The 2,996-nt window shown below is 61.1% G+C and carries 2 protein-coding genes; both read right to left on the bottom strand.

The features are described 5' to 3' along the window. Positions 1-239 precede the first annotated feature (239 nt). Positions 240-428: a hypothetical protein gene (locus tag L598_RS16320; protein WP_144864240.1), complete on the bottom strand. Its 189-nt coding sequence runs from the start codon at positions 426-428 to the stop codon at positions 240-242. 164 nt (positions 429-592) lie between these two features. Then, a complete protein-coding gene (gene rlxS, locus L598_RS16315; RefSeq protein ID WP_144864238.1) occupies positions 593-2,560 on the bottom strand; it encodes a relaxase/mobilization nuclease RlxS in 1,968 nt (655 codons plus the stop codon). Between the last annotated feature and the right edge of the window lie 436 nt (positions 2,561-2,996).

Below are 2,996 nucleotides of genomic sequence, written 5' to 3'. Positions count from 1 at the left end.
GCCCTGACGGGAAGGAGTCGAGGCCAGTAATAGCGTCGTTCCCGGATTTGGCTTGCGAGCCTCGCCGTGTTGCTTCGTTCACGGAGCGGCGATCCGTCACCGGAGAGTATCCAACCGCACGGTATCCAACGTGTCAAATGCAGTGCGAGGAATTCTCACAAGCATTTGCACAGATGGTATGAAAGGGAAGAGGGATGCGCTCCGGTGCCGGCGGCTTCAAGTAGCTTCTGGCGGGTCGATCAGCTGCGGAAAAGCCGACGCCCTATCCCCGAAACAAGAAGCGCCCTTGCTTCGAGAAATCCAGCCGGCCGCCGATATGCGGCACGTTTCAGCGTCACGATGTGCTGTCGAAAATCGATCTCCGCCATCATCCCGTTGAGCTTGTTGCCGTTGAGGCTGCTGATGCTCTTCGAGAGGGAATCTCTCATCTGACTGACGCTTACGCTGCTCATATTCCGCGCCATTTCATGATCCAGGACCGGACATTCGTCAGAAGCACATCGATGTATAGGGTGGCGCGAAGGCATGAACACCATACACTTCGGCGCTTTATGCCAAAGGCGCACCAGGAAACCGCCATGCCTGTGCCTGATCACGAAACGCCAGGCCCGCTTCTCTGCCGTCCGACCGTCCAGGAAATCTCCTCGCCGCGCATGATGCCAGAAACCTGCCTACCGATATGTCGCTCAAGCACCGGCCGCCACGGTACAAGGGTGAACTCGCGCGACTTCTCGATTACGGCGTATGTGCCACTGGCGAGTTCAACGGGGCGGCGGAGCGTGCCTTCGATGCGCTCGCCGGATCGTGTTTCGACATAAGGCAGGCCAAGTTCGTCCGAGAGGTGCTCACCGATGCGATTCAATTCGCGCTGACGCAGAACTGTCAGCATATTCGTGCGATAAACGATCCGGTCCTGTTCTGCGCGCGCGAGGCCTTGTGCGATCAGCCACTGCCGCCGCCGAACTCGCGCCTCTCGCACCTCGCGACCGAAACCGGCATCGCGCAGCGGCTCAGGATCATCGGAAACCAGCTCGCTGTCGAGCCAGGTGGCACCGTCGAAGCTGACCTGCTGCTCCAACGAGAGTGAGGAGAGCTTGTCGACTGTCACGGGCACCGCCCTGGCTCGCTGACGCTCGTAATCCGCCACGCGCTCAAGATGATTCGGCGCGATGATCCAGGTGCCGTCCGGCTCACGCTCGACGCCGCCTGTCGCCCGGCGGATCGCCTCCAGCCGACGGACATGGGTTGCGGCGAAGCGCTCGTTGGCGGACGGGTCATACTTCAGATGGATGTCGATGCTGTATCGCCCGTCGTTGGCTGAAGCGATTTCGGCGATGGTGTGGTCTACCTGCCTGGGCTCTGTGCTTCTGGCCATTATCCGTACCATGCAGCCAGTCGGTGTTGGCTCCGCCGCATCGCCCCTGCCAATGTCGATGTAGTGGGTTCTGCCATCCACCCCATCGACGATGAGGTAATGCCGGTCGTTGATTTCGTCGGTGAGCCCGCGGGCGACAACACGGCCGACGACAGGCCGGGTTGGCTCGCCGGATCGTTCGTGGACGACGCAATCGGCGGCACTGCGGGTGAGCCCCTTGCCGGTCAGCTCACGGTGCATGGTCTTGATGATGTCTGCGCGCTCTCCAATGTGGCGCAACGTGGGCTCGAGATTGTCATCGAGAAGCCAGCGGCCTGGGGCGCTCTCCTCGGCCAGACCCATGCGCCCAAGCTTGCGCAGGCGCCCCTGATGCAGCGTCTGGCGAAAGGCGTCCCCGTTCGCCGGTGAGACGAGGCCATCACCGTCGCGCATGCGCAGCAGATGCCGGTCGATGCTGGTGAAGCGTTCCTGTTCCATTTCCTGGCTAAGGCGCTGCTCGATCTCCCGGTCGGTGCGTGGACCGAGATCGAGGCTGACCAACTCGGCCGCCCGCTCACGAATGCCGCTCGCAATATACTCTCGCGCGATAACGAGATTCTCGCCGCGGTCGTCCTTACCGCGGACGATGATATGAGTGTGGGGATGACCGGTGTTGAAATGATCCACCGCAACCCAGTCGAGCCTGGTGCCGAGGTCCTCCTCCATCTGCGCCATGAGGCGCCGGGTCAACGGCTTAAGGTCATCATACTGGATGCCGTCTTCGGGTGCGACGATGAAGCGGAATTGATGCCGATCACCATCGCACCGTTCGAGGAAGTTCTTGCTGTCCACGCGATCGGTCTCGGCGCCGTAGAGCTCGCCGGGCTCACCCTCGGGCGTGACACCGTCGCGCTGGATGTAGCGCAGATGCGCACGGGCTCCGTCCATGCCCTTACCGGCCAACCTGACAAAACGCGCCTTCACCATCACCCGGCGTTGACGAAAGGCGGCATAGCGGTCGCGTGATTTCAGCAGTGCGGCTGCAGCGCCGCCGCGCCCTGTCCTGATGCCTGTAGAACGCCCACGCCGGTGCTTGCCGCCTGCCCGATTGATGGCCGCCCGAAGCTGGTTGGCGTAGCGCTTTCCGGCTTTCGAGCCGCGCGACATAATCTTGCCGAGTTTCGGCCTGAACTCGTCATCCTTCACGCAAACCTCCGGATATTTACAGCAGTATCAGACGTTTGCGCGTGACTGCCTCCGACGCACGCACGCAGCCTCCGGGAAAACCGATGTGCAGACAAAGACTTGGCCGATGGGAGGAGGCCCTACCTTTATCTTGCCCTTGTAATCGGCTCTACTTTCACGACTGTTTTGCTCATCTTGATACATCCTTTTTCCTCATCATGATCTGCACACTGTTTGTTCGCAAAAGAACATCTACAAGCATGAGTTCTGGCGCGCCGTGCACTTGTCCGCACTCTGCGACGGGGTGATCGGGCTGCGTTTGAGAGGCAGCGCTTTTTCCGTCGCGGTGCATTTTGCCATCGGATTCACAGGGCACATCACAGGCACTCCGGCGCGGCCCGGCCGTCTTACGATCGGCGCGGCCGCAGGCAAGATATCGTGCTTCCCGTCATTCCTC

The sequence above is a fragment of the Mesorhizobium sp. J18 genome, assembly GCF_007829525.1.
Taxonomy (GTDB): Bacteria; Pseudomonadota; Alphaproteobacteria; order Rhizobiales; family Rhizobiaceae; genus VLJP01.
Note: the sequence above shows the minus strand (reverse complement) of the source record. Positions and strands in the feature narration are given on the sequence as shown.

What these genes read in the sequence shown, in the direction of transcription:
- L598_RS16320 (WP_144864240.1), bottom strand. Translation starts at nt 428, where the DNA reads ATGAGAGATTCCCTCTCGAAGAGCATCAGCAGCCTCAACGGCAACAAG.